Origin of the sequence: Nonomuraea sp. NPDC003804, from assembly GCF_040610675.1 — a bacterium.
In the GTDB taxonomy this organism is placed as follows: Bacteria; Actinomycetota; Actinomycetes; order Streptosporangiales; family Streptosporangiaceae; genus Nonomuraea.
Genome location: NZ_JBEXMT010000010.1, coordinates 233,894 through 252,688 on the forward strand (window position 1 = coordinate 233,894; position 18,795 = coordinate 252,688).

Consider the following 18,795-nt stretch of genomic DNA (forward strand, 5'->3'; position numbering starts at 1 on the left):
GGTGGAGGGATGATGTCATTTGAGCAGGTAGCCCACTTCATCGGCGGATCCTGGGTGGCGGAGGGCGAGCCGTTCCCGTCCTACGATCCCATGACCGGACAGGTGCTTCGTCAGGTCCATGAGGCGGACCAGGCGGTGGTCGACCGGGCCGTGCGCGCCGCCCGCGCGGCCGCGCCGGACTGGGCCGCGCTGCCGATGGCCGAGCGGGCCGCGTGGATGCGCCGCCTGGCCGACGGGATCGAGGCGCGGTTCGACGACCTGGTGGCCGCCGAGATCGCCGACACGGGCAAGCCGCTGGAGCAGACCCGCACGCTCGACATCCCGCGCGGCGCGGCCAACTTCCGCGCCTTCGCCGAGATCGCCGCGCAGCGCCCGGCCGAGGCCTTCCACCTGCCCGACGTCCTCAGCTACACCGTGCGCCGGCCGCTGGGCGTGGTCGCGGTCGTGGTGCCGTGGAACCTGCCGTTTCTGCTGATGACCTGGAAGCTGGGCCCCGCGCTGGTCGCGGGCAACACCGTCGTGGTCAAGCCGTCGGAGAACACCCCCGGCTCGGCCGCCCTCTTCGCCGAGATCTGCGCCTCCGTGGGACTGCCGCCCGGTGTCGTCAACGTGATCCACGGGTACGGCGAGTCGGGCCGGCTCCTCGTCTCGCACGAAGGGGTCGACGGGGTGACCTTCACCGGCTCCACCCGCACCGGAACCGCGATCATGAAGTCGGTCGCGGACCGGGTGAAGCCGATCTCCTTCGAGCTCGGCGGCAAGAACGCCGGCCTGGTCTTCGCCGACGCCGACCTCGGCAAGGCGGTCGAGGGCAGCGTGCGGTCGGTGTTCACCAACGGCGGCCAGGTGTGCCTGTGCACCGAGCGCCTCTACGTCGAGCGGCCCGTCTTCGAGGAGTTCTGCGCCCTGCTGGCCGAGCGGGCCGCCACCGTCACCCCGCAGCCGATGATCTCGGCGCAGCACCGGGAGAAGGTGCTGTCGTACTACGCGCTGGCCCGCGACGAGGGGGCCAAGTTCCTGACCGGTGGCGGCGCCCCCGAAGGCCCCGGGTACTTCGTCGAGCCCACGGTGGTCACCGGACTGCCCGAGTCCTCCCGCTTCAACAGGGAAGAGATCTTCGGGCCGGTCTGCCACGTGGCGCCGTTCGACACCGAGGACGAGGCCGTCGCGCTGGCCAACGACTCCGACTACGGCCTGGCCGCCACCGTGTGGACGACCGGCCTCGACCGGGCGCACCGGGTCGCGCGCCGGCTGGAGGCGGGGCTCGTCTGGGTCAACACGTGGTACCTGCGCGACCTGCGCACCCCGTTCGGCGGCGTCAAGCTGTCGGGCATCGGCCGGGAGGGCGGCACCCAGTCGCTGGACTTCTACTCCGAACCGACCACGATCACGATCAAGCTGGAAGGTGGCGCATGAACGACGAGTGGGCCGAGGCCGTGGACGTTCGCACCCAGGCGGCCGACCGGCTGCTCGAAGCCCAGCGCTCGGGCAAACCGTGCGCTCCGGTCAGGGACCTGGTGAGCACGGCGGAGGAGGCCTACGCCGTCCAGGAGATCAACACGCGCCGGGCGCTCGACGAGGGGCGCAGGCTGGTCGGGCGCAAGATCGGGCTGACCAACCTCGCCGTGCAGAAGCAGCTCGGGGTGGACCAGCCCGACTTCGGCGTGCTGTTCGCCGACATGGCCTACCTCGACGGGCTGCCGGTGCCGTACGAGGGGTTCCTGCAGCCGCGGGCGGAGGCGGAGGTCGCCCTGGTCCTGGCACACGACCTGGTGGGCGGGCCCTTCACGGTGGCCGAGGTGATCAGGGCGGTGGACTTCGCGCTGCCCGCCATCGAGATCGTCGACTCGCGCGTCGCCGACTGGGACATCACCCTGGCCGACACCATCGCCGACAACGCCTCCAGCGGCGCCTTCGTGCTCGGCAACACGCCGGTGGGGCTGCGCGGGCTCGACCTGCGCCTGGCGGGGATGACGATGACCAGGCGCGGGCAGGAGGTGTCGACCGGGGCGGGCGCGGCGTGCCTGGGCCACCCGCTGAACGCGGCGGTCTGGCTCGCCGACACGCTCGGCGGCACCGACTACCCGCTGCGCGCGGGTGACGTCGTGCTGACCGGCGCGCTCGGCCCTGTCGTGCCGGTCGAGGAGGGCGACGTGTTCGAGGCGGTCATCGACGGTCTCGGCTCGGTGCGGGCGGTGTTCGCATGAGGCTGGCGATCATCGGCTCGGGGAACATCGGGACCGACCTGATGTTCAAGGCCCTGCTCTCGAAGAAGGTCGAGGTCGTGGCCATGGCGGGCATCGACCCCGCCTCGGACGGCCTGGCCAGGGCGCGGCGCAGGGGCCTGGAGACGACCTCCGCCGGGGTCGAGGGGCTGGTGTCGCTGCCGTCCTTCGAGTCGGTCGACCTGGTGCTCGACGCCACCTCGGCGGGCGCCCACGCGCACAACGCCGCCGTCGTCCAGTCGTACGGCAAGCGCGTCATCGACCTCACGCCCGCCGCGCTCGGCCCCTACGTGGTGCCCTCGGTCAACCTGGACGCCCACCTGTCGGCGCCCAACCTGAACATGGTGACGTGCGGCGGCCAGGCCACGATTCCGATCGTGGCCGCGGTGTCGAGGGTGGCCAGGGTCGCCTACGCGGAGATCGTGGCCTCGATCGCCTCGAAGTCGGCGGGGCCCGGCACCCGGGCCAACATCGACGAGTTCACGGTGACGACGGCCAGGGCGCTGGAGCAGGTGGGCGGCGCGCGGCGGGGCAAGGCGATCATCGTGCTGAACCCGGCGGAGCCACCGCTGATCATGCGGGACACCGTCTACTGTCTCGTGGACTCCTGCGAGGAGGACGAGGTGGCCGCCTCGGTGGCCGCCATGGTGGCCTCGGTGCAGGAGTACGTGCCCGGGTACCGGCTGAAGCAGGAGGTGCAGTTCACGCCCGTGCCGGCCGACGAGCCGGTGTGGACGCTGGCCAACGGGGCGCGGGGCGGGGTGAAGGTGAGCGTCTTCCTGGAGGTGGAGGGGGCGGCCCACTACCTGCCCGCCTACGCGGGGAACCTCGACATCATGACCGCGGCCGCCCTGCGCACCGCCGAACGGCTCGCGGAGACCGCGGCGGCCGTACCGGTCGCCGCGCCGGCCGGTCACGCGGGGTCGAGCGACGAGGAGGGCTGGGCATGAGCCCGCGCATCTACCTGCAGGACGTGACGTTGCGGGACGGCATGCACGCCATCCGCCACCGCTACACGCTCGACCAGGCCACCGCCATCGCCGCCGCGCTCGACGCGGCCGGCGTGGCGGCGATCGAGGTCGCGCACGGCGACGGCCTGGCGGGCGGCAGCTTCAACTACGGCCCCGGCGCCCACACCGACGAGGAGTGGATCGAGGCCGTCGCGGGTGCCGTCACGAACGCCAGGCTCACCACGCTGCTGCTGCCGGGCATCGGCACCATCGAGGACCTCAGGAAGGCTCACGCGCTGGGCGTCACCTCGGTCAGGATCGCCACGCACTGCACCGAGGCCGACATCTCCGCCCAGCACATCGCCACCGCCCGCGAGCTCGGCATGGACGTCGCGGGGTTCCTGATGATGTCGCACATGGCCCCGCCCGAGGTCCTCGCCGCGCAGGCCAAGCTCATGGAGTCGTACGGCGCGCACTGCGTCTACGTCACCGACTCCGGCGGCGGCCTCACCATGGACGGCGCGAGGGAGCGGATCAGGGCCTACCGCGACGCGCTCAGGCCCGAGACGGAGATCGGCATCCACGCCCACCACAACCTCAGCCTGGGCGTGGCCAACTCGGTGGTCGCGGTGGAGAACGGCTGCACCCGCGTGGACGCCTCGCTGGCCGGGATGGGGGCGGGCGCGGGGAACGCGCCGCTCGAGGTGTTCGTCGCCGTGGCCGACCTCATGGGCTGGCAGCACGGCTGCGACCTCTACGCGCTCATGGACGCCGCAGACGACCTGGTGCGGCCTTTGCAGGACCGCCCCGTGCGGGTCGACAGGGAGACGCTGACGCTCGGTTACGCGGGCGTCTACTCCAGCTTCCTGCGGCACGCGGAGGCGGCCTCGCAACGGTACGGCGTCGACACCCGCGAGATCCTGGCCGAGGCCGGCCGCCGCGGGATGGTCGGCGGCCAGGAGGACATGATCGTCGACATCGCATTGGACCTGACGAAATGAAGCTGGCGCAGGCGCTGCACGAGGCCGCGCGCACCAGGATGCCCATTCCCCAGCCCGGGGACGGGCTCGACGTCGCCACCGCCTACGAGATCCAGGCCGAGGTCGTCGCCCTGCGCGGCGAGCCGCTGTCGGGCGTCAAGCTGGGTTTCACCAGCGAGGGCAAGCGCCGCCAGATGGGGGTCGACGACCTCATCCTCGGCCGGTTGACGCCGTCGATGGCCGAGATCGACCACGGCGCCTACATCCATCCGAGGGTCGAGCCCGAGGTGGTCTACCTGGTCGGGCGCAGGATCGAGAGCGTCGAGGACGCCCGGCGGCCGGGCGCCGTGGCCGCGGTCGCGGCGGGCATCGAGGTGATCGACTCCCGCTACGAGAACTTCAGGTTCTCGCTGGAGAGCGTCATCGCCGACAACACCTCGGCGGCGGGCTACGCGATCGGGCCGTGGCGGCCCTACGACGTCGACGACTGGAACCTCGGTGTGATCTTCGAGATCGACGGGCGGCCGGTGCACGTCGGGTCGACGGCGGCGATCCTCGGCGACCCGCGCAGGGCGATCGTCGAGGCGGCCCGGCTGGCCGCCCGGGTGGGGCTGGTGATCGAGGAGGGCGCCATCCTCCTGGCGGGCGCCGCCACGCCCGCCGAGCCGCTGCGGGCCGGCGCGCACGTGCGGGTGGAGATCCAGCGACTCGGGCAGGTGACGCTGTGATGCTGGTCGAGGGAAAGGCCACGCCGAGGGGGAGGTTCCCGCACGTCAGGCGGGCGGGCGACTTCCTCTACGTGTCGGGGACCAGCTCCAGGCGGCCCGACAACACCTTCGCCGGTGTGGAGGTCGACGAGCTGGGCACCACGGACCTCGACATCCGCGCGCAGACCAGAGCGGTGATCGAGAACATCGGCGACATCCTGCGCGCGGCTGGAGCCGACCTCGCCGACCTGGTACAGATCACCACGTACTTGGTCAACATGAACGACTTCAAGGGCTACAACGAGGTCTACGCCGAGTTCTTCGACGAGACCGGGCCCACGCGCACCACGGTGGCCGTCCATCAGCTGCCGCACCCGCACCTGCTCATCGAGATGCAGGCCGTCGCCTACTCACCCAAGGAGCGCGCATGATCCCGCCCATCGACTTCACCAAGTGGATCGACGAGCACGCCCACCTGCTCAAGCCGCCTGTGGGCAACAAGGTGGTCTTCGAGCAGGCGGACGACTTCATCGTCATGGTCGTCGGCGGCCCCAACCAGCGCACCGACTTCCACGTCGACCCGTACGAGGAGCTGTTCTTCCAGATCAAGGGGAACATGCACCTCAACGTCATGACTCCGGAAGGACCCGACACCGTCCACATCCGCGAAGGCCAGATGTGGCTGCTTCCGGGCAACCTGCCGCACTCCCCGCAGCGCGAGGCCGACTCCGTCGGCCTGGTGATCGAGCGCATCAGGCCGGAGGGCACGCTGGAGAAGTTCAGGTGGTACTGCCAGCAGTGCGCCGCCATGGTCCACGAGGTGGAGCTCCAGGTTCGCGACATCGTCAAGGACCTGCCGCCGGTCTTCGAGGCGTTCTACTCCGACGAGAAGGCGCGCACCTGCGACAACTGCGGCGCCCTGCACCCCGGCAAGGGCTGACCGCGTGATCGTCGACGTCCACACGCACTACGTCGCCAAGGGCTGGCCCGACCTGGGCTGGCCCGGCGCGCCCCGGTTGCGGATCGACTCCGAGCGCGAGGCGATGATCGTCGTCAACGACCGCGACTTCCGCAGGATCCAGGACGACTGCTGGGATCCCGAGGTGCGCCTGGCGACGATGGGCGTGGACCGGCAGGTCGTCTCCCCGACGCCGGTGTTCTTCGCCTACGACCGCCCGGCGCAGCAGGCCGCGAACGTCGCGCGGATCTTCAACGACCTGGCGCTGGAGATCTGCGACGGCGATCGGCTGATCCCGTTCTGCCAGGTGCCGTTGCAGGATCCCGACCTGGCCTGCGAGGAGCTCGACCGGTGTCTGGCGGCCGGTCACCGGGGCGTCGAGATCGGCAACCACGTCGGCGACAGGGACCTCGACGACGAGGGGGTCGTGCAGTTCCTTCAGCACTGCGCGGCCAGGAACGTGCCCGTCTTCGTCCACCCGTGGGACATGCCCACGGGGCCGAGGCTCGACAGGTGGATGGCGCAGTGGCTGGTCGGCATGCCGGCCGAGACACACCTGTCGATCCTGGCGATGATCCTCGGCGGCGTCTTCGACCGCGTGCCGGAGACGCTGCGGATCTGCTTCGCCCACGGAGGCGGCTCGTTCGCCTTCTGGCTGGGCCGCTTCGAGAACGCGTGGCACCGCAGGAGCGATGTCATCGGCACCTCGGAGCATCCCCCTTCGCACTACCTCGACCGCTTCAGCGTCGACTCCGTCGTCTTCGACGAGCGGGCGCTGCGGCTGCTGGTCGACACGCTGGGGGAGGACCGTGTGATGCTCGGCTCCGACTACCCGTATCCGCTCGGCGAGTCCCCCGTGGGGCGGCTGGTCAGCGGCGCGGGCTTCCTCTCCGACCAGGCGCGCGCCAGGATCCTGGGAGGCAATGCCGAGGCTTTTCTTGGAGAAACACCGTGAATCGTGAAGAATGTCGGGCTCTTGACGCGGCCGACCCGCTGCGGGAGTTCAGGGACGAGTTCGTGCTGCCCGAGGGCGTGATCTACCTCGTGGGCAACTCTCTCGGCGCGCTGCCCCGCCGTGCGTCCGAGCGGGTCCGCAGGGCGGTCGAGGAGGAGTGGGGCCGCGAGCTGGTCGGCGGATGGAACAGCGCCGGCTGGTACGCCCAGCCGCTCACCACCGGTGACCGGCTGGCCCCGCTGATCGGCGCAGGCCCTGGAACGGTGGTGGTGGGCAACACCACGTCGATCGCGGTGTACCAGGCGGTGGCCGCCGCGATGCGGCTGCGGCCTTCACGGCCCGTGGTGGTGGCCGACGTGACCAACTTCCCGACCGACAACTACATCCTCGAGGGGCTCGGCTGCCAGGTGCGCGACTTCTCCGAGGGAGTCGGCGACGACGTGGCCGCCGTGCTGCTGTCGGAGGTGAACTACCGCACGGGCGAGCGGTACGACGTGGCCGAGGTGACCGCGCGCGTCCAGGCGGCGGGCGCGCTGATGATCTGGGACGTCTGCCACAGCGTGGGCGCGCTGCGCGTCGACGTCTCGCAGGCCGACTTCGCGCTCGGCTGCACCTACAAGTACCTCAACGGGGGTCCCGGCGCTCCCGCCTTCCTCTACGTCAACCCGCGCCACCACGAGGCCGCCGAGAACGTGCTGTCCGGCTGGTACAGCCACGCCGAGCCGTTCGCCTTCGAGCCGCGCTTCCGCCCCGCCGACGGCATCAGGCGTTTCACCGTCAGCACGCCGCACGTGCTGTCGTTCGCCGCGCTCGAGGCCGCGCTCGACGTGTGGGAGCGCGTCGACATGGACCTGGTCAGGGCCAAGAGCGTGCGGCTGACCTCGCTGTTCATGGACCTGGTCGGCGACGCGCTGGAGCCCGCCTCCCCGCGCGACCCGCGGCACAGGGGAAGCCAGGTCAGCTTCTACCACCCCGACGGCTACCCGGTGATGCGGGCGCTGATCGACAGGGGCGTGCACGGCGACTTCCGGGCGCCCGACATCCTCCGCTTCGGCTTCGCGCCGCTCTACATCCGGCACGTGGACGTCTACGACGCGGCCCAGACGCTGCTGGAGGTGCTGGACAAGGAGCTGTGGCGGGACGAGAAGTACGCCCAGCGGCTCGCCGTCACCTGAGCGACCCATCGGCTTGGGCCGGCCCGCCGCGCCGTACCGGAATTCGGACAAGTAACATCAAGGGCGCCCACAAGGCGCCTCAATGTACGTCCGCGGTTCTGTGCGGCCTGCACACCCGCGGGTCTCCCGGAGCGCGCCCAGCTTCCGGGAGACCCCCGCCATGCTGCTGACCTTCGCGGTCACCGCCCTTGTCATGATCATGATCCCCGGCCCGGACGCCGCGCTGATCATGCGCAGCTCCCTCACCCACGGCCGCGTCGCGGGACTGCTCACCATGGCGGGGGGCCTGCTCGGCCTCACCGTCCACGCCACCGCGGCCTCCCTCGGCCTGTCGGCGCTGCTGGCCGCCTCGCCAGCCGCCTTCACCGCGCTCAGGTGGCTCGGCATCGCCTACCTGCTCTGGCTGGGCGTGCAGTCGTTCCGCGCCAAGCCGCAGGAGGCGCGCGCCGCAGGGCAGCGCCACGTCCGCAACGGCTTCTTCTCCAACCTGCTCAACCCGAAGGTCCTGCTGTTCCAGGTGACGTTCCTGCCGCAGTTCATGACCGGACCCGACGACGCGCTGCTCCTGTCGGCGGTCTTCGCCGGGCTCTACTTCCTGTGGTTCCTCGTCTACGTGCTCGTGATCGACCGGCTGGGCGCGGTGCTGCGCACCCCCCGGGTACGGCGGCGCGTCGAACGGATCACCGGAGTGCTACTGGTCGGCTTCGCCCTGCGCCTGGCCGTCCAGTAGCTTGACCGCCCGCTTGGGAGCGATCGCCCGGTAGCTCTCCTCCACCCAGTCGAGCAGCACCTCGGTGTCGGGCAGGTCGCTCTCGAACGGGACCGTCACCCAGCCCGCCTTGCCCAGCCCGTAGCCGCTGGGCTCGGCGCCCTCGACGGTCAGCGCGTGGCCGTGCGACTCCGAGCGCAGCTTCACGCCGAACGCCGGGTTCCACTTCTCCGTGGGCTCGTCGATGCCGAGGAAGACGAACACCTTCTTGTTGACCTTGATGACGCTCTCGCCCCAGGGGAATGCCTCGTGGGTCTCCGGCAGGCTCAGCGCGAAGTCACGGACCGCCTCTCGGACGGCATGCCAGTCGCTCATCCCTGAGTTCTACCCCTGAACTCCGACAGTTTGGCCTCGATCACCGGCCGGATGCGCTCGCGCGCCTCCATGCGCGGGACACCCTCCATCAGCATCCGGTCGTAGCCGGTGTCCAGGTGGCGGATCGAGGCGACGACGGCGAGCGTGATCGCGTTCTCGTCCATGGCCTTGGCGGCGGCCGTACGGCCAACCCGGCCGCTGCCGCGCTGGGCGGCGTGGGCGGCGATGGACTCGGCCCGCTCGGCCGGGCAGGACGGGAAGAGCCGCACGATCGCGGCGGCCATCCTGGCCTGGTGATCGAGGTCCTGCTCGGCCCTGCGCTCGCGGTCGCGCGCCCGGCGCGCCTCGCGGGCCTCCTCGTCGCCCAGGCACTGCTCCTCCGCCCTGGCCAGCGCCGCCTCCTCCACCAGCACGCCCTGGCGCTGGTAGACCTTGCGTCGCCGGTTGTACTGCACGACCACCGCCGACAGCACGCTCTCCTTCTTGGCCCTGCGGCTCAGCGCGGCGTTGCCCGACGGGAGGAAGACGAGGTGGTCGAGGTCGGCACAGGTCAGGCAGTGCGGCCGGTCGTCCTCCATGATCAGGTAGGGGCCGGTGTCGCCGCACGAGGCGCAGGTCCACGGCTGCTGCGGCGAGACCACGACGAGGTCGGGCGCCTTGCTCTGCCGTTCGGTGAGCTGCTTGACGCGGGCGTCGCTGAGTTCGGGGGACAGCCAGTGCACGCGGAAGCAGTCCTGCTCGCCCGCGGTGGTGAAGCGCAGCTCGCGCCGGTCCCTGCCGCCCGACAGGTACGGCGTCTCCATCGGGCGCAGGCCCTTCGACCGCGCCCACTCGCGCAGCGCCACGGCGGCGTCGAGCAGGCGGGCGTCGTCGACGGCGGCCAGTTCGGCGAGCGTGGCGGCCCTGCCCTGGCGCCAGGTGTCGACATGGCGGCTGTGCAGCCAGCGCAGGCCGGTGACGACGTCGAGGAAGGTGACGTACTTGCGGGTGGTGAGCGCGATCTCGGCCGCGTCCGCGACCCTGCGCGCCAGGTTCGGTCGGCTCACAGCACACCAGTGTGCCGCCCCTCAGGCGCGTCGGCTCCCCTCCCATGGGTGGTGGCCAGGCTCCCCTCGGCGTACGGCCCGCTGTGCGGGGGTTTGCGGGGAGATGGCGGGTGCTCAGGCGTCGCTTGGCACGATCCCGGCTAGGTCATCATCGTGCGCGCCCTCGCCCTCCTCTGCCTGGTGGTGTTCGCCGGCGCCTGCGCCGCCACCACCCCCACGGTGACCGGCGCGTTCGGCGAGCGGCCCGTCATCGAGCTGCCCTCGCGCCGCCCCGCGGACACCCCGGTCGTCAGCGTGCTGTCGGAGGGGTCCGGCCCGTTCACGAAGCGGGGGGACGTGGTGCTGACCGAGGTCGAGATCCGCCGGTGGGACGGCGCCAAGCCGTACGTGACGACCTACGACACCAAGCGGCCCCTCACGGTCGTCCTGGACGGCAGGCACGTCTCGCCGGCGTGGGAGCGGGCGCTGCTCGGCCGTCCGGCCGGCAGCAGGGTCATGCTGGTCGGCCCCGCCCAGCTCGGGTACGGCCCGCCCGAGGCCCTGGGCAGCGCCGCGCCGGACGAGACGCTGGTGCTGGTCTTCGACATCCTCGCCGGATACCCGCCGGACGCGAGGCTGGTCGGGAAGCGGCTGCCGGACCTGCCCGACCCCCTGCGTGAGGGGGTCCTGATCGACGGTTCGGGGCCGCCGGTGACGCGCGGATCCAGGGTGGTCGTGCAGTACGTCGGCGCCCGCTGGCCCAGCGGGAAGGTCTTCGACTCCTCGTCGGCCGGCGGCGGCCCGCGCGCCGTCGTGCTGGAGGACGGCGCGGTGCCGCCCGGCTGGGTGGAGGGCCTGGACGGCAGGCGGGTGGGCAGCAGGGTCGCCATCACCACGCCCGCCGTGCCGGAGAAGGGCGTGACGACGGGCGGGATGACGGTCCCCGCGGGGAGCCGGCTCGTCTACGTGGTCGACGTCATCGACCTGGTGTGACGCGCGACAGAGGCCTCCACCGCGCTGTGGAGGCCCTGGCCGGGGCTGGTCAGCCGCAGTGTTCCAAGGGGCTGTCGTAGGTGGAGGTGCCTGCCTTGCCGCCCCACCTGACGCACTTGCCGGCGGCAGCGGCGCGGACCGGTCCCGCATAGTACGAGAAGTTGCCCGAGTCGGTGATCCGGGCGCTGCCTTGCACTTCCAGGTAGGCGGTCGTGGCCGTGGCGGTGCCGAGGGAGGTGCTCTTCATCGTGGCGACGCAGTTGTAGCCGTTGCCGCTGTTGTAGAGCAGGTAGACCGTGCCGGAGGAGCCGAGGGCGGCCGAGTCGATCACGCTGTAGCCGGCGCCGCACACTTCCTGCGGGGTGTAGGGGTTGGTGGTGTTGCCGCAGTTCCTCGAGGTCAGCGTCTGGATCGGGTAGCCGAAGGTGACGCCGTTGAAGACGGCCTTCTGGATGTTGGACGGGTAGCTGGTGCCGAGCCGTACCTCGTAGTGGAGGTGGGGTGAGATGTAGTTGCCCGGCTTGCTGGTGTTGCCGACCGTGCCGATCTTCTGGCCCTGCGAGACGGCCTGGCCGGCGCTGACGGAGCGGACGTTCAGGTGCGCGTAGTAGGTGGCCCACCCGCCACCGTGGTCGATCTTGACCAGGTTGCCGTACCCGTTGGTGGAGCCCTGGTGGGCGGAGATGACCACGGTTCCGGCGGCGGCGGCGACCACGGGGTCGCCGAGGTCGGCGTCCGGGGTGCTGCCTCTGTTGAAGTCGATCTCCCATGACTGGTGGGCGTCGCTGGCGCTGCTGTTGCCGTTCCACGACTGCCCGCACGGGAAGGGCAGCTGGAAGTTGGTGGCCATGACGCTCACGTCGGCCGTCACCTCGTTGGGTGGGTCGCCGCCGTCGCCCGGGTCGGCGGCGGCGACGCTCAGAAACAGGGCTAAGCCCGCGATGGCGACTGCTCGGAGTTTCACTGGGACCCCTTCCGCACCGATATGTCTTGCCAGGGCCCAGGGTGGGGATAATCCGCACAAAAAACGTACAGAGGGCTGCCATGGTGTCCTTCCATGTGCTCGGTCCGCTGGAGGCGTGGGCCGGAGGGCGGCCACTGCGCATCTCCGGCAGGAAACCGCGCATGCTGCTGGCCACACTGCTTCTCGACGCCAACCATCTCGTCGGTGCGGACCTGCTGGTCGACGTGCTGTGGGACCGCCCGCCCCGCTCGGCCCAGGCGAACCTGCGCACCTACACCAGCTCCCTGCGCTCCTCCCTCGGCGCGCACATCCGGGCTGAAGGGTCCGGTTACCTGATCGAGGTCGCCCCCCAGGACCTCGATCTGCTGCAGTTCGAGCACCTCGTGGCCCGCCGCGACCCCGGCTCGCTGGCCGCCGCGCTCGCGTTGTGGCGCGGCGCCCCGCTGGTGGACCTGCCGGACCACCCGCTGTGGACGCGCAGGCTCGCCGCCCTCCCCGAGGTACGGCTGGCCGCCGCCCGCGAGCTCATCGCCGCCCTCCTCGCGCAGGGCGAGTACGGCGAGGCGGTCGCCCTGCTGCGTCCCCTGTGCGCGGAGCACCCGTTCCGCGAGGACCTGTGGGGGCAGCTCATGCTGGCCCTGCACGGGAGCGGGCGCCAGGCGGAGGCGCTGTCCAGCTACGCCGCGATCAGGCGGCAGCTGGTCGCCGAACTCGGCGTGGAGCCGGGACCGGGGCTGCGCGAGGTGCAGGCCAGGGTGCTGGCGGGGGAACTGCCGAGAGGCTCCTCGGTCTCCGTGCCGCGCCAGCTCCCACCGGACGTGCCCGACTTCGTGGGCCGGGCGCGCGAGTCGGCGGCCCTCGCCGGCGCCTTCTCCCTCGCGGTGATCTCGGGGCCTCCAGGGGCGGGCAAGAGCGCGCTGGCCGTCCGCGCCGCGCACGCGCTCGCCGAGAGGTTCCCCGCCGGGCAGCTGTTCCTCAGCCTCGCCGCCGCGGACCCGGCCGACCTGCTGGCCCAGGCGCTCAGGGCGATGGGGGCCACCTCGATCCCCGACTCGGTGGCCGAACGCTCGGCCCTCTACCGCACGATCCTGGCCGACCGCCCGATGCTCGTGGTCCTGGACGACGCGCCGGACGTCACGCAGGTGCGGCCGCTCCTGCCGGGCCCGGGGTCGGCGGTGATCGTGACCGCCAGGACGAAGCTCACCTCGTTGCCGGGGGCGCTCCAGATCCACCTGGAGTCGCTCGCGCGCGCCGAGGCCGAGGAACTGCTGGGCTGCATCGTGGGCGAGGAGAGAACGGCGCGGGAGCCGGAGGCGGCCACGGCGATCGTGCGGGCCTGCGGGTACGTGCCGCTGGCCGTACGGATCGCCGGGGCCCGGCTGGCCGCGCGCCCCGGCTGGTCGCTCGCGGTGTTCCAGAGCCGGCTCATGGACGAGAACCGCAGGATAGGAGAGCTGCGCATCGGCGACCTCGACGTGCGCACGGGGCTGGACCACAGCTACCGCGGCCTGCCGGGGGAGGCCGCCAGGACCCTGCACACCCTCGGCAGGCTCGGCGGCGCCGCGATCCCCGCCTGGGTGGTCGACGCCGTGCTCGACCGGCACCGCGCGGACGACGTCACGGACGCCCTGGTGGACGCCGACCTGCTCACCCTGGTCGGTACCGACCGGCTCGGCCAGCCCCGCTACCAGCTTCCCGACCTGGTCAGGTGCCACGCGCTGGAGCGGCGGGGCGATCCGGCCGCGCTCGCCAGGGTGGTGGCGGGCTGGACCGCGACCGCCGAGGTGGCCACGGCCAAGCTGCCCACGACCGTCTTCACGCTCAGCTCGGCCACCGCGGCGCGCTGGTGGCTGCCGCGAGGCACCCTCGACATGCTCACCGCCGACCCGCTGGCCTGGTTCGAGCTGGAGCAGGGGGCGCTGGAGGACGCCGTGGGCCTGGCCGTGGCGGCGGGCCTGGCCGAGCAGGCGTGGGGGCTGGCCGCCGCGCTGGTCCCCTACCTCGACCTGCGCTGCCACTTCGACGCCTGGCAGCGCACCCACCGCACCGCGCTGGCCGCCGCCCGCGTCGCCGGCGACAGGTACGGCGAGGCCGCCATGCTCCGCGGCCTCGCCCAGGTCTGCCTCTACCAGGACCGCTACGCCGAGTCGGAGGAGATGTTCGCCCGCGCCCGCCGGATCTTCCGCGAGCTCGGCGACGTCAGGGCGGAGGCCACCTCCGTCTCCGGGCTCGGCGCCGTCGCGCAGTTCCGCGGCAGGCACGTCACGGCGCTGTCCCACTTCCGCAGCGCCCTGGCGATGTTCGGCGCGATCGGCGACCTCAACGGCGAGGCCTACACCCGCCAGGCCATCGGCAGGGTCTGGCTGAAGTCCGGCGACGCGGCCCAGGCTGAGCAGTGGCTGGGGCAGGCGCTGCGCCTGGCCCAGGAGCTCGGGGACGTCCACCGCGAGGGCTGCGTGTCGGTCCAGCTCGGCGGACACCACGTCGAGCGGGCGCTCGAGATCTTCGAAAGCCTCGGTGACCTGCACTGCGGCGCCTACGCCCTGCAGCGGCTGGCGGGGCTCCAGGCCGCCCGCGGCGATCTGGTCCCCGCCTCGACGGGGCTCGAACGCTCGCTGGCGGTCTTCCGGCGGCTCGGCGACCGCAGCGGCCAGGCGTCCTCGGCCGAGCTCCTCGGCGAGCTGTACCGCTCGGCCGGCCGGGCCGAGCTGGCCCGCGACTACCTGAGCGAGGCCGTGGCGCTCAGGGGATCACTCGCCGCAGAAGCCGTCTGATCCGGCCATCCCTGACCGCGACGGCCGTGCCGTCGAGCGCGGCGAGCGCCTCGGCCGCGCTCGGCCGCTTGCCGGCGTCGGGGTGCAGCATCTCCTGGACCAGTCCACCGGCGCCGTCGGGCAGGAGCTGGTGGGCGATCACGCCGGCCGCGTAGACGTCGGACGCGGGGGTCATCAGGTCGGGCCGGTCGTGACACTCCGGTGCGACGTACTGGGCGTCGAGCACGTTGCTCAGCTCGTTGGCCACGGTGTACGCCCTGGGCGCGCCCTTGGCGTAGTCGAACCCGGTGAGCATCGCCTGGCCATCCTCGGTGACCAGCACGGAGGCGGGCGTCAGCGCCCGGTGGACCACCCCGTGGGCGTGCACGTGCGCCAGGCCGGAGAGCATGCCCCGCAGCGCCCCCTTGACCAGGTCGGTCCTGCGCTCCTGGAGTTGGAGGTGGAGCGCTCTGCCGTGCACGTCGTCCAGGACGAGCACGAACCTGCTCTCGTCGTCGATGGCGAAGAAGTCGCGCGACCTGACGACGGCGGGGTGGGCGGGGATCCGCGTCAGCGACTGGTAGGCGTTGGCGATGCGCTGCCGCTCGGCGGCCCGCTGCTCCTGGTCGGCCAGCGGGTCGGCCTGGTAGACGCGCAGCAGGACGGTCTCGCTGCCCGGCACGGTGGCGTTGAAGGCGCGGTACTCGGTCACCCTGCTGTCGCCGCCGAGCCGTTCGGCGACCTCCCAGTTGCCGAACCTGGGCGGGGCGGTGCTGCGCCGTACGGTGGCGTTGAGCGCGTCGAGGATCTGCGGCAGGTACGGCTTGGCGTCGCGGGTGCCGCCGCGCCGTACCCTGCCGGGGTCGGCGAGCGTGGCGACGAGGTCGGGCAGGGACGTGACGTTGCCGGCCTCGCGCCCTCCGGGGTCGACCAGCTCGGCGTCGGGTGAGGAGAGCACGACCAGGCTGTCGACGTAGACGCGTTCGAGCTCGCGGTGCTTGTCGACGAGCAGGCCCTTCAGCGCCCTCGCCGTGCCGCGCAGCTTGGCCACGGGCGAGCCGAACGCCTCCCTGCGGGGCGGGAACCAGCGCTGTCCCGCGACCTCGATGCGGCCCCTGGTGCCCTTGACGTCGATGACCACGAGGGAGTGGCCGGTCAGCACGATGAGGTCGACTTCGAACAGGTCGCCCCTGCGCGGGATCTCGACGTTGTGCAGCAGCAGCCAGTCGTGGGGCGCGTGGTCGCGCAGATGGGCGATCACCCGCCGTTCGGCGTCGTTGACCGGACGTCCGCCCCCGACGATCTCTGCCATAGGGCACATCCTTGCAGATTTTCGATTGACAATATGTTGTCGTAATGACAAGATGTTGTCATGAAGCGCATCGTTCACCTCGCCGTTTACGACACCCTCGCCGACTGGGAGACCGGATACGCCACCGCGCACCTGCGCGGCGAGCAGTACGACATCGTCACCGTGGCCGAGAGCGCCGAGCCGATCGTCACGATGGGCGGCTCGCGCATCCTGCCCGACATCACGATCGACCAGCTCTCTCCGGCGGACAGCGCGATGCTGATCCTGCCCGGCGCGGAGCTCTGGGACGAGGGCGGCAACGTCGTGTTCGCGCGGAAGGCGCGCGAGTTCCTCGACGCGGGCGTGCCCGTCGCGGCGATCTGCGGCGCGGTCGCCGGCCTGGCCGGGGAGGGGCTGCTCGACGACCGCGACCACACCAGCGCGTTCCCCGGCTATGTGCAGCGCGACGGCTACAACGGCGCCGAGCACTACGTCGACGCCGACGCGGTGACCGACCGCGGCCTCGTCACGGCGGGGCCGACCGAGCCGGTGGCCTTCGGCAGGGAGGTCCTGGCCGCGCTCGACGTCTACAAGCCGGAGAAGCTCGACGCGTGGTTCAGGCTGTTCAAGCACAGCGACGCGACGGCGGTCGAGGTGCTGATGGCGCCATGAGCGAGCCGGGAGCGCTGTTGTCCGCGAGCGCGCTGACAGCGTTCCGGCTCAACGGGCAGTTCATGGAGGTGGCGGAGAGGCTGGCCAGGCCGGCCGGCCTCACCGCCGCCTGGTGGCAGGTGCTGGGCGCGGTGCTGAAGGAACCGCTGCCGGTGGCGGGCATCGCCAGGGTGATGGGGATGACCCGCCAGGGCGTGCAGCGCATCGCCGACCTGCTGGTGGAGAAGGGGCTGGCGGAGTACCTGCCCAACCCCGCCCACCGCAGGGCCAAGCTCCTGCGGCCGACTCCCGAGGGCCTGGCGGCCGTCAGGAAGATCGATCCGGGGCACCAGGAACTGGCCGAGCGGATGATGGCCGAGCTGGGCGAGGCCGACTGGAGCGCCGCGCTCCAGGCGCTGCGGCGGCTGTCGGCCGCGCTCGAGGCGATCGAGACCTCCTAGGCGGCGGCCAGCGCCTCGGCGCCGGGGCGCGGGCCGTTCCTCCGCACGATGCCACGGCTGGGCAGGGCGAGCAGCGCGACCAGGGCGATGAGCGCGCCCGACACGCCCAGCCACGGGATCACGGTGGCGTTCGCCGCGGCGTGCGCGGCCCGCAGGCCGTGCAGAGGCGCCTCCGACGTGATGACCGACCCGTAGGCGGTGCCCGCGATCGCCAGCGCCACCGACCCGCCGATCTGCCGGAAGAAGGAGAGGTTGGCCGAGGCCGTGCCGATGTGCTGGGGCGCCACCGTGGACTGCACGGCGACGGTGAGGCCCGAGAGCATCGGGCCCATGCCGAGGCCGAGGAGCACCATCCACGCCGCCAGCGCGAGGCTCGAGGTCCCCAGACCGAGGTTCACGCACAGCAGCGACCCGGCGACCAGCAGGAACGGCGCGGCGACGAGGTACGGCTTGTACCTGCCGGTCCTGGACATCAGTGTGCCCATGACGGCGCTGCCGGCCACCATCGCGAGCATCAGCGGATAGATCCGCAGGCCCGAGTCCGTGGCGCTGGCACCGAGCGCCTGCTGGAAGTAGCGCGGCAGGAAGACCACGCCCGCGTACATGCAGAAGGCCGTGAAGAACGACGTGACCATGACCAGCGTGTAGGTGCGGTCGGCGAACAGGTGCAGCGGCATGATCGGACTCGCGACCCGCCGCTCCACCAGCACGAACGCCACCAGCGCCAGCAGCGCGCCGCCGATCGGCCCCGCGACGGCGGGATCGGTCCAGGTGTTGCCGTCGATGCCCTTCTCCGTCAGGCCGACCAGCAGGGCGCTGATCGCGACGGTGAAGACCGCGATGCCGAGATAGTCGGGCCGCCCCCCGCCCGTGCCCTTCAGGTACGGCAGGCGCCACGCGATGATCGCGACCAGCGCGACGCCGATCGGCAGGTTCACGTAGAACGCCCACCGCCAGCTCGCGTGGTCGGTGAACAACCCGCCGAGGAACGGCCCCGCCAGGTAGCTCAACGCCATCACGCCGCCCACCGCGCCCTGCACGCGGGCACTTCGCTCGGGCGGGAACAGATCGATGATCAACGCGAGCGACAACGGCAGCAACGCGCCGGCGCCCAGGCCCTGCAGCGCCCGGAACGCGATCAGCTGCGGCATGTCCTGCGCCAGGCCGCACAGCGCGGAGCCGGCCAGGAAGACCACCACGCCGATCAGCAGCAGGGGCTTGCGGCCGTGCTGGTCGGACAGCCTGCCGTACAGGGGGACGGTCACGGTGGAGGTCAGGAGGTAGGCGGTCACCACCCAGGTGTAGAGGTCGGTGCCGCCGAGCTCGGCGGTGATCTCGGGAAGCGCGGTGCCCACGATCGTCTGGTCGAGCATCGCCAGGAACATGCCGCCAAGGACGGCCAGGATCAGCAACATGCGTCGAGATTGACATGTAAGTTCTTACATGTCAAAGCTGAGGTATTATCGTGGTCATGTCCCTACGGATCGCGCTGCTCGGCCTGCTGACGGCATCGGGCCCGTCCAGCGGCTACGACCTGGCCAAATCGTTCGAGGCCTCGCTCAACTACGTCTGGCAGGCCAGCCACAGCCAGATCTATCCGGAGCTGGTGAAGATGGCGGCCGA

20 protein-coding genes are annotated in these 18,795 nt (G+C 71.6%); 15 read left to right on the forward strand and 5 right to left on the reverse strand.

What is annotated here, in order from left to right; translation table 11 throughout:
• The first annotated feature begins 9 nt into the window (after positions 1-9).
• From ABZX22_RS16750 to ABZX22_RS16795, 10 genes are all read left to right on the forward strand, one after another.
• Entirely contained in the window at positions 10-1,416 is a 1,407-nt protein-coding gene (locus ABZX22_RS16750; protein WP_354909465.1) for an aldehyde dehydrogenase family protein, read from the forward strand.
• The gene (locus tag ABZX22_RS16755; protein ID WP_354909468.1) at positions 1,413-2,207 is read left to right on the forward strand and encodes a fumarylacetoacetate hydrolase family protein; all 795 of its coding nucleotides are present in this window, start codon (positions 1,413-1,415) and stop codon (positions 2,205-2,207) included. Before ABZX22_RS16750 ends, ABZX22_RS16755 begins: the two co-directional genes overlap by 4 nt.
• Positions 2,204-3,175, forward strand: a complete 972-nt coding sequence (locus ABZX22_RS16760; protein ID WP_354909470.1) for an acetaldehyde dehydrogenase (acetylating) — start codon at positions 2,204-2,206, stop codon at positions 3,173-3,175. Before ABZX22_RS16755 ends, ABZX22_RS16760 begins: the two co-directional genes overlap by 4 nt.
• The gene (gene dmpG / locus ABZX22_RS16765) at positions 3,172-4,176 is read left to right on the forward strand and encodes a 4-hydroxy-2-oxovalerate aldolase (protein ID WP_354909472.1); all 1,005 of its coding nucleotides are present in this window, start codon (positions 3,172-3,174) and stop codon (positions 4,174-4,176) included. The genes ABZX22_RS16760 and dmpG overlap by 4 nt, the downstream gene beginning before the upstream one ends.
• The gene (locus tag ABZX22_RS16770; protein WP_354909475.1) at positions 4,173-4,883 is read left to right on the forward strand and encodes a fumarylacetoacetate hydrolase family protein; all 711 of its coding nucleotides are present in this window, start codon (positions 4,173-4,175) and stop codon (positions 4,881-4,883) included. The genes dmpG and ABZX22_RS16770 overlap by 4 nt, the downstream gene beginning before the upstream one ends.
• Entirely contained in the window at positions 4,883-5,293 is a 411-nt protein-coding gene (locus ABZX22_RS16775; RefSeq protein ID WP_354909478.1) for a RidA family protein, read from the forward strand. Before ABZX22_RS16770 ends, ABZX22_RS16775 begins: the two co-directional genes overlap by 1 nt.
• Positions 5,290-5,802 (forward strand): 3-hydroxyanthranilate 3,4-dioxygenase, encoded by a 513-nt coding sequence (locus ABZX22_RS16780; RefSeq protein WP_354909480.1) that lies wholly within the window; start codon positions 5,290-5,292, stop codon positions 5,800-5,802. The genes ABZX22_RS16775 and ABZX22_RS16780 overlap by 4 nt, the downstream gene beginning before the upstream one ends.
• A 4-nt stretch (positions 5,803-5,806) precedes the next feature.
• Positions 5,807-6,775 (forward strand): amidohydrolase family protein, encoded by a 969-nt coding sequence (locus ABZX22_RS16785; protein WP_354909482.1) that lies wholly within the window; start codon positions 5,807-5,809, stop codon positions 6,773-6,775.
• On the forward strand, positions 6,772-7,950 hold the full coding sequence (locus ABZX22_RS16790; RefSeq protein WP_354909484.1) for an aminotransferase class V-fold PLP-dependent enzyme: 1,179 nt from the start codon (positions 6,772-6,774) through the stop codon (positions 7,948-7,950). Before ABZX22_RS16785 ends, ABZX22_RS16790 begins: the two co-directional genes overlap by 4 nt.
• Positions 7,951-8,110: 160 nt before the next feature.
• Complete coding sequence (locus ABZX22_RS16795; RefSeq protein ID WP_354909486.1) at positions 8,111-8,680, forward strand: LysE family translocator; 570 nt, start codon at positions 8,111-8,113, stop codon at positions 8,678-8,680.
• On the opposite strand, the gene ABZX22_RS16800 is transcribed toward ABZX22_RS16795, so the two are convergent.
• Positions 8,642-9,034 carry an MmcQ/YjbR family DNA-binding protein gene (locus ABZX22_RS16800; protein ID WP_354909489.1) on the reverse strand — a complete coding sequence of 131 codons (393 nt, stop codon included), beginning with the start codon at positions 9,032-9,034 and terminating at the stop codon, positions 8,642-8,644. The two genes, ABZX22_RS16795 and ABZX22_RS16800, sit on opposite strands and share 39 nt — an antisense overlap.
• Positions 9,031-10,080 (reverse strand): DUF2293 domain-containing protein, encoded by a 1,050-nt coding sequence (locus ABZX22_RS16805; RefSeq protein ID WP_354909492.1) that lies wholly within the window; start codon positions 10,078-10,080, stop codon positions 9,031-9,033. Before ABZX22_RS16805 ends, ABZX22_RS16800 begins: the two co-directional genes overlap by 4 nt.
• Positions 10,081-10,233: 153 nt before the next feature.
• Between ABZX22_RS16805 and ABZX22_RS16810 the strand changes: the two genes are divergently transcribed.
• Complete coding sequence (locus ABZX22_RS16810; protein WP_354909495.1) at positions 10,234-11,052, forward strand: FKBP-type peptidyl-prolyl cis-trans isomerase; 819 nt, start codon at positions 10,234-10,236, stop codon at positions 11,050-11,052.
• 49 nt (positions 11,053-11,101) lie between these two features.
• On the opposite strand, the gene ABZX22_RS16815 is transcribed toward ABZX22_RS16810, so the two are convergent.
• Entirely contained in the window at positions 11,102-12,016 is a 915-nt protein-coding gene (locus ABZX22_RS16815; RefSeq protein ID WP_354909497.1) for a M23 family metallopeptidase, read from the reverse strand.
• 80 nt (positions 12,017-12,096) lie between these two features.
• Here ABZX22_RS16815 and ABZX22_RS16820 point away from each other — a divergent pair, with 80 nt between their 5' ends.
• Positions 12,097-14,790 (forward strand): BTAD domain-containing putative transcriptional regulator, encoded by a 2,694-nt coding sequence (locus ABZX22_RS16820; RefSeq protein WP_354909499.1) that lies wholly within the window; start codon positions 12,097-12,099, stop codon positions 14,788-14,790.
• Here ABZX22_RS16820 and ABZX22_RS16825 read toward each other — a convergent pair.
• Positions 14,759-16,081 carry an NERD domain-containing protein gene (locus tag ABZX22_RS16825; protein WP_354909502.1) on the reverse strand — a complete coding sequence of 441 codons (1,323 nt, stop codon included), beginning with the start codon at positions 16,079-16,081 and terminating at the stop codon, positions 14,759-14,761. The genes ABZX22_RS16820 and ABZX22_RS16825 overlap by 32 nt on opposite strands.
• Before the next feature lie 60 nt (positions 16,082-16,141).
• On the opposite strand from ABZX22_RS16825, the gene ABZX22_RS16830 reads away from it, so the two are divergent.
• The gene (locus ABZX22_RS16830) at positions 16,142-16,732 is read left to right on the forward strand and encodes a DJ-1/PfpI family protein (protein ID WP_354909505.1); all 591 of its coding nucleotides are present in this window, start codon (positions 16,142-16,144) and stop codon (positions 16,730-16,732) included.
• Positions 16,729-17,172 carry a MarR family transcriptional regulator gene (locus ABZX22_RS16835; protein WP_354909508.1) on the forward strand — a complete coding sequence of 148 codons (444 nt, stop codon included), beginning with the start codon at positions 16,729-16,731 and terminating at the stop codon, positions 17,170-17,172. Before ABZX22_RS16830 ends, ABZX22_RS16835 begins: the two co-directional genes overlap by 4 nt.
• Here ABZX22_RS16835 and ABZX22_RS16840 read toward each other — a convergent pair.
• Positions 17,169-18,587, reverse strand: a complete 1,419-nt coding sequence (locus tag ABZX22_RS16840) for an MDR family MFS transporter (protein ID WP_354909511.1) — start codon at positions 18,585-18,587, stop codon at positions 17,169-17,171. The genes ABZX22_RS16835 and ABZX22_RS16840 overlap by 4 nt on opposite strands.
• 56 nt (positions 18,588-18,643) lie before the next feature.
• Between ABZX22_RS16840 and ABZX22_RS16845 the strand changes: the two genes are divergently transcribed.
• On the forward strand, positions 18,644-18,795 hold a 152-nt coding region (locus ABZX22_RS16845), incomplete at its 3' end, for a PadR family transcriptional regulator (RefSeq protein ID WP_354909530.1).